9 protein-coding genes and 1 pseudogene are annotated in these 6737 nt (G+C 55.5%); 6 read left to right on the top strand and 4 right to left on the bottom strand.

What is annotated here, in order from left to right; all coding sequences use genetic code 11:
- The first annotated feature begins 263 nt into the window (after nucleotides 1-263).
- The gene (locus BM216_RS32745; RefSeq protein WP_093004505.1) at nucleotides 264-443 is read left to right on the top strand and encodes a DUF3606 domain-containing protein; all 180 of its coding nucleotides are present in this window, start codon (nucleotides 264-266) and stop codon (nucleotides 441-443) included.
- Between the two features lie 319 nt (nucleotides 444-762).
- Here the strand turns inward: BM216_RS32745 and BM216_RS32740 are convergent, their stop codons facing one another.
- The 3 genes from BM216_RS32740 to BM216_RS32735 form a co-directional block, all read right to left on the bottom strand.
- Nucleotides 763-1446, bottom strand: a complete 684-nt coding sequence (locus tag BM216_RS32740) for an SOS response-associated peptidase (protein WP_093004503.1) — start codon at nucleotides 1444-1446, stop codon at nucleotides 763-765.
- A 172-nt stretch (nucleotides 1447-1618) separates the two neighbouring features.
- Nucleotides 1619-1765, bottom strand: coding sequence for a hypothetical protein (locus BM216_RS34445; RefSeq protein WP_177231025.1), 147 nt, complete (start codon nucleotides 1763-1765; stop codon nucleotides 1619-1621).
- 1 nt (nucleotide 1766) lies between these two features.
- Nucleotides 1767-2015: a hypothetical protein gene (locus BM216_RS32735; protein WP_093004501.1), complete on the bottom strand. Its 249-nt coding sequence runs from the start codon at nucleotides 2013-2015 to the stop codon at nucleotides 1767-1769.
- Between the two features lie 197 nt (nucleotides 2016-2212).
- On the opposite strand from BM216_RS32735, the gene BM216_RS32730 reads away from it, so the two are divergent.
- The 5 genes and pseudogenes from BM216_RS32730 (at nucleotide 2213) to BM216_RS34970 (ending at nucleotide 5528) form a co-directional block, all read left to right on the top strand.
- Entirely contained in the window at nucleotides 2213-2404 is a 192-nt protein-coding gene (locus BM216_RS32730) for a CsbD family protein (protein WP_093004499.1), read from the top strand.
- Between the two features lie 338 nt (nucleotides 2405-2742).
- Nucleotides 2743-2913 carry a hypothetical protein gene (locus tag BM216_RS34440; RefSeq protein WP_177231024.1) on the top strand — a complete coding sequence of 57 codons (171 nt, stop codon included), beginning with the start codon at nucleotides 2743-2745 and terminating at the stop codon, nucleotides 2911-2913.
- Between the two features lie 71 nt (nucleotides 2914-2984).
- On the top strand, nucleotides 2985-3572 hold the full coding sequence (locus BM216_RS32725) for a hypothetical protein (protein WP_093004497.1): 588 nt from the start codon (nucleotides 2985-2987) through the stop codon (nucleotides 3570-3572).
- 374 nt (nucleotides 3573-3946) lie between these two features.
- A pseudogene (locus tag BM216_RS35250) lies at nucleotides 3947-4550 on the top strand (recombinase family protein); the annotation flags it as partial.
- A gap of 15 nt (nucleotides 4551-4565) precedes the next feature.
- A complete protein-coding gene (locus tag BM216_RS34970; RefSeq protein WP_348272034.1) occupies nucleotides 4566-5528 on the top strand; it encodes an MFS transporter in 963 nt (320 codons plus the stop codon).
- Nucleotides 5529-5670: 142 nt separating this feature from the next.
- Here BM216_RS34970 and ugpC read toward each other — a convergent pair whose 3' ends face one another.
- Nucleotides 5671-6735 (bottom strand): ABC transporter ATP-binding protein, encoded by a 1065-nt coding sequence (gene ugpC / locus BM216_RS32715; protein ID WP_093004495.1) that lies wholly within the window; start codon nucleotides 6733-6735, stop codon nucleotides 5671-5673.
- Nucleotides 6736-6737: the final 2 nt, after the last annotated feature.

The following is a 6737-nucleotide window of genomic DNA, read 5'->3' as shown; positions in this document are numbered from 1 at the left end:
CGGTAGCTTTCGACGCATGTACGCGTTGGCAGAAGAGATTTCGAGCGACAGCGATGATCCAGACGCGCGTCGCGCCGCCGTCAGGCTCGTCCAGATCCTTGCACCCGTCATAAACCTGCCGCTTGCTAGCGCGAAGCAGCTGCAGGAGGCTAGGCGGCGTTTCGGCGTGCTCGTGAATGTCTTGGCTGACGTGACGGAAAACGGGAACAAGGTGCCCCTATCGGCGGTTGTATGGCCTCGCGACATCATGAAGAGGGTAAATCATGTCGAATACTGGAAAGGGCCGCGAACAGGATCGCGCCAAAGTCGCCGGCGGACAGGAACATGAAGTTCGCTACGAGGCGGACAAGGAGAACGTTTCCAAGGCCGCTGTAAAAGATGCCGTGCATGAGGTCGGCAACAGCCGTGACAAAGTTGAGGCTGAGCTGGATCGTAAAAAGTGATGGCGTCGGCCGATCAGTTTTCGAGCAACTTTGTCAGCCTTGCGTCCAGCGCCGTGGTCCGCAGCGCCTTACAGCACCAGGCCGGCTACCACCCTCCAGAGAATGACGGCGCGTTTGCGCTGCTGCTCGATCGATTGTCCCAAGCGTAAAACGGGGAGAGCCGTACCGATATGAGGGCAACCAGCCCTTGTCGGGAAACCGAATAGTGCTCATATGCGGATAAGCGGTTGCGCCCATTGTGCCCCGGGCCGCAGCTGTTCCCCTCTGGAGGTTTCGACCTTCCAATTTCAAGGGCCGCGATCTCGCTGGCCCTTTTTTCTTACAAAGAATTGACCAGCGGCTTCTTCGTATCGGTCCCGTCATATTGGGATGAGTTCACGTCGCGGCCGACACGATGAAACACCAGGTGGTCATCAATCTGGCGATCAAGCAAAAGCGCTTTGGCGTCTTTGCCCTTGATGTCCGTATCGAGCCAGGCGCTGTAACAAGCCGGATCGAGTATGATCGGCATTCGCGTATGGATGTGGGCGATATGAGGGACGGCCGGCGCGGTGATGATCGTGCAGCTCGTCACGCCAAGCTTTTCGTTATGCGCCCACAGACCGGCAAAGGAAAAGCCCTTGCCCTCGGGCATCTGCAACAGCCATGGATCCTTCTTGCCGTCCTCGACGCTCGTCGTCCATTCAAAGTAGCCATCGGCCGGAATGGGGCAGCGCTTCGAGTTGAACGGCGCTCGAAACGCACCGGACGTGTCGACGGTCTCGATCCGTGCGTTGAACATCGCGGCTTTCGGCATTTCCTTGGCGAAGAACGGCACGAGCCACCAGCGACCGTAGTCGACCTCAATCGCGCTGGCCTTATCCCTATGCGCGAAATAGACGCTCTGTGTCGGCGCGATGTTGTATTGCGGCGGCATATTGGACGGCGGCGGGGCAGGGTTATGGATGCTGTAAAGTGCGTGGATCTCAGCCCATGTCATTTCATTGGTAAACCGTCCGCACATATGACAATCCCGTCTCAATCCTATCCGTTCTGTTGAATGGCATGCGGAGAGGGCTGCTGCTCCGGCTGGCCCGGCGTGAAAAAGACCATGTAGACGCCGGCAATGACAATCGCGATTGCGAAAATCACTGCGACAAACGTCATCATACCGAACCGTGCTTTGCCCCCGCTACTCATATCTCATCCTTCGGAAGCTCGTTGTCGGCATTTTTCAGGCCCTCTTCAGCCTTCTCCTTCAGCAGCTCGCGGTTCTTGTCGGCCTGTTCCCCGCCTTCGGAGCGGGCAGCATCACTTTCCCGCGCGTTCTTTTGATCGGTCATATCAAGCTCCTGTTGCATTGCGGATGGCGTTCAACAAAGCGGCAAGCACCTGCTCGCCCTCGTCTGTGATCGCGGCGCGATCGCCGTCGATCTGGATTAGCCCTGCTTCCTCCAACTCCGTTTGACCGGCAGAACTGGCCTTATGGCCGGCACCATCATCGAGGACAACTTCCTTCACAGGCTCGCCACTGGTGAGTTCGTGATAGGCTGCAAAGACGAGAATGGATCGAGCTGCATCGCTGAGATTCATTGTTGGCTCCTTTTGTGCAATGCACCCCAACAATTCGCAGAGCAGATCGATCCAAAAAACTAAAGCGGAACGATGTGGCGGCCGCCGTGTTGATTCTGCAAGCGGGCCGATGAGCGGCCGAAGGTGGACCTACCCGGCGTCATGATCGGATGGCGATTTGAAGGCCGCTCCACCGCTGCAATGAAGGAGATAAGAACATGAGTTCGGCAACCGACAAGATTTCCGGCAAGGCTCACGAACTGACCGGCAAGGCGAAGCAGGCAGTCGGTGACGCGACAGACAATCGCAGCATGGAGGCTAAGGGCGCAGCGCAGGAAGCCAAGGGCGACGCGCAGCAAGGTAAGGGCCATGCCAAGGACGGCGTGAAAAGTGTCGTCGACAAGACCTAGCAGCTAATGTGCCTCCCAGCACGGACCCCGGCCCGCTCAGTGAGCGGGCCTTTTCTATGCAGATTCTGGCAACCCATCAATCGCGGCTTTAGCTCGCTCCAGGCAAACCTCCGGCCCTTCTAGCCGAGACGCCTCTGGCCGACCTGCAGGAAAGGACATCACAGCGTTTCCACCGGGCGGCGTCACCACAGCAAAATGGTCACCCGGACTGTAGATGGCGATCCGGTGGTTTTTATAATGTTCAATTTGGGCTGGCATATCGTTCCACCTGCAAATCTGCACATTGCTCTCAGAAAGAAATCGCATGATTTTTGTCTTCTGATCTAGGAGGACGAACCATGATTGACGCGAATCCATACCGCGAGGACGACCCCGATCTTCTCGAAAATACAAACCTGCCGAAGAGTTTCATCACGCGTCTGCGCAATGCCTACTATACGAGGTTGTCAGACTTTGACGAGATGACCGATATTCAGATGTTGCGTGAGCCCGGAATAGCAAGCGGATAATAAAGGCCGTGAGGACTGAACGGCAACTTGCGCAAGGCATCTTGGCTTATGGTCCGCCACAGGAAGAGATTATGGTGAAACCGGCTTTCGATGAAAGCTTTCACCTCTCTGAGGCCGGTCATTTTATAGCGACCGCAGCAATGTATGTTCGTTCGGCTCGTATTATACGGGAAAGCGAACGATGGGATTATCAATCCTCAATGCTCGTACGTCCGACACTTCATTTGCTATCGCACGCCATAGAGATGCTTCTCAAATTTCCTTTGATCCATGCAGGAAACACGCTCGAACAGGTGAAAATGAACTACGGCCATCGATTGATTGATCTTTGGCTCGAGGACGAAAACCGACATATTCGAGAGACCGTCGCAGCGCACGCGCAGAAGCATTGGGCCTACGCCCGCGACAGCGGCAAATGGCCGAATGATGACTTTTCACCTAATCCCGTCGAAGTCGTTGACAAAGCCCTCCGACAACTCGGTCGCCTTAGTACTAAAGATACATCGTTTGCCCTCAAGTATATCTACCCTGAAAAAGAGCCCGCACCGCGATCGGCGTTCTTGATTGACGTGTTCGGTGACACGATTGAGGACGGGGTGGGCAATCCTCGATCACTTCTTCAGGGGTTGACGCTCGAACAAGATCTTGACCCAAGGTGATCTTTCTCGCGCACTGGCTCAATAGGGTTGCTCCTCTGCGCCTAGCCAATTAGAGCTGCGGTTTCTTATAATGCGCCTAGCTCATTAGCCAGGCGCTTTGAGCTATAGTCAAAAAGGCCTACCGTGAGCTTCCTGCGATCAGTACGAACCCAAATTTCCCGAGCAAGCTCCGCTTGGAAAATTGCAGTTTGCTTCATAATAGCGACTGCTGCGCTGATGCTCGTCGGAGCAGTGCTCACGTTGTCCGGGCTCCACGAAGCGGCAAGCAGAGTTTTTGCTTATATGGCCCTGATGATCGTCGGGTTTTTAGTTTCCTGGATTTGTCTTGCGTATCTGAGCATCCGTCACGCTTCGAAGCGGAAGGGCGGCGGCTGATGTCGAAGGCTCCGCGAATACAAGCAGCTCGCGTGTACCTTCGGGTGAGCACGCAGGGACAGGAGCTCGATCGACAGGAAGCCATCATCGAACAGGCAAAAGACGCCGGCTACTATATTGCCGGCGTCTAGTGAGAAGGCATCCGGCGCGCGCTCCGATCGCCCGGAGCTGCTTCGCCTGATTAGCGATCTGCAGGCAGGCGAAGTCGTGATCGCTGAGAAGATGGACCGCATCAGCCGGCTTCCGTTGGAGGAGGCCGAAAAGCTGGTCGGTTCAATCCGAGCAAAGGGTGCGCGTCTGGCGGTTCCAGGCGTGGTCGACATAAGCGACATCACGGACAACATCGATGGCATTGGCAAAATCGTCCTACAGTCTGTCCAGGACATGTTGCTGAAACTCGCCCTTCAGATGGCCCATGACGATTTCACGGATCGTCGCGAACGTCAGGCCCAAGGCATTCAGCTCGCTAAAGCAAGGGGAAAATATGCCGGGCGTCGTGCCGACCACGACAAAAATAGGCTGATAATCGAACTACGGCTACGAGAGCATAGCATCGCCCGTACCGCTAAAATTGCCGGGTGCAGCGAAAGCCATGTAAAGAGGCCGCGCGGAGCGGCGATAGCAACCTCCATAGCATTCCTAATATTGATCCTTTTGCTTATCGGAATGACGTCCGACACCCGCGTGTGGCTAGTCTTAAGATTCCTGCTTGGTTGTGGAGCGAACGCAGTTTATGTTCTGAGTGAAGCCAGCTTACTGTCGGTGGCTCCGCCGGCTTATCGCGGACGGCTCATGGGCGCTTACACCAGCATCACGACTTTAGGATATGCGGTAGGTCCTCTCATCTTACGTCTTGCCGGCTCGGCCGACTTTACACCCTTCCTAGTAACTGCGGCGTTGCTTTTCCTCGCGATAATTCCCTTTCTTTTCGTAAGAGTGCGGGTAAAGCGGATCGAAGAGAGCGAAAATAAAGCCGCATCGATACCAGCATTCCTCACCACCGGCGGTCTTCTGGTTTTTGCTTACGGTTCGACAACTTTGTTCGACAATGGTTTTATGTCCCTGCTGCCAAGCTATGGTCTTAGGTCTGGTTGGACTGAAGCAGATGTGACCATACTGCTTTTTACATTGATGTTAGGCGGAACTATTTTTCAGATACCAATAGGATGGGCCATCGATCGAAGCTCGCCTTTTGCAATTATACTCCTGTGCGCACTAACAGGAATGCTGGCATTTGTATTATTCTCCATAGTGTTAGATCAGAATCTACTCCTGGTCGTTGCATTTCTCTTGGGTGGTGCAGTCCTAGGCGTGCAAACCGTTACGCTAGCGGAACTGGGCTCCAGGTACAGTGGCTCGCTGCTTGTAGCTGGTAATGCGAGCCTGTCTCTAACGTGGGGGATATCGAGCTTGTTCGGCGCCTTGCCGGTTGACGCTCATCGACGACGAAGGTCGCCTGTCGCGATAGGATCGGTGTCGACCGCCAACTGCATCGACATAAAACTCACCAGCTGGAGGCCGTCGCCCTTTTGGTTTTCCACCGACGCGTCATTGAAGAAACCTTGTTTCTTTAGCTCTTGAGCAGATCTGAACCTTCGACCCGTACCTATTTATCCCTAACCGATTGAGAAACCGCTCATTCCACGAAAACGGCCGATTGTTCTACGACGCGGCTGCAAGTTCGCTTCGCACTCATAGTTCAAATCGCGGTATGAGCGCGTCATTAGTTGAGGCGGGTATCACCGTCCTTAGAGAACAGGTGAATGGAGCCGACCTCAGGCGAGACGTGTATCACTTCGCCAGGCGCACCATTGATCCGCTCACGGAAAACGCCGGTTACCTGAGTTTCCCCAAACTTCATTGTCACTTGCGTCTCGGGTCCCATCGGCTCGATGAGAACGATTTCGGCAGGAACACTTGCGTGGCTGGGATGGTCAGACAATCGAAAGTGTTCGGGACGAATGCCGTAGACGGCAGTCTGCCCCATTTCGGTGTTTATCAACTTAGGCAGGGGCAAAACCCCGCCCGATGTTTGGAAGCCCGCCTCCGTTATCTTGCCCTCGAGAAAATTCATCGACGGCGATCCGATGAAACCCGCAACGAACTGGTTGGCCGGGCGGTCGTAGAGATCGAGCGGCGCACCGATCTGCTCTACCCTGCCGCCGTTCAGCACGACGATCCTGTCGGCCATGGTCATCGCCTCCACCTGGTCGTGGGTGACGTAGATAGTGGTCGTCTTCAGCTTCTGATGCAACGCCTTGATCTCGCCGCGCATCACGACACGCAGCTTCGCGTCGAGGTTCGACAGCGGCTCATCGAACAGGAAAACCTGCGGATTGCGAACGATCGCGCGGCCCATGGCGACGCGCTGCCGCTGGCCGCCGGAGAGCTGTCGCGGATAACGATCAAGAAGACTGGTAAGGCCCAATATGCCGGCCGCCCATTTTACCCGCTCGGCGATTTCGGCTTTGCTGGCACCGCGGTGCTCCAGCGAGAAACCCATATTGGTCGCAACCGTCATATGCGGGTAAAGCGCATAGGACTGGAACACCATGGCGATGTCGCGGTCCTTCGGGTCGAGGTCGTTGACCACACTGCCGCCGATATTCAGGGTACCGCCGGTGATCGTTTCCAGACCGGCGATCATTCTCAGAAGTGTGGACTTACCGCAGCCTGACGGCCCGACCAGCACGACGAACTCGCCGTCTTTGATGTCGAGATCGACGCCATGAACGGTCTTCACTGCGCCATAGCTCTTGCGGATATCGGAAAGGGTGACGTCTGCCATGA

This window comes from Rhizobium sp. NFR07 (assembly GCF_900111905.1).
GTDB lineage: Bacteria > Pseudomonadota > Alphaproteobacteria > Rhizobiales > Rhizobiaceae > Neorhizobium.
The sequence above is the reverse complement of the archived record's forward strand: the minus strand, read 5'-3'. Positions and strand labels throughout refer to the sequence as shown.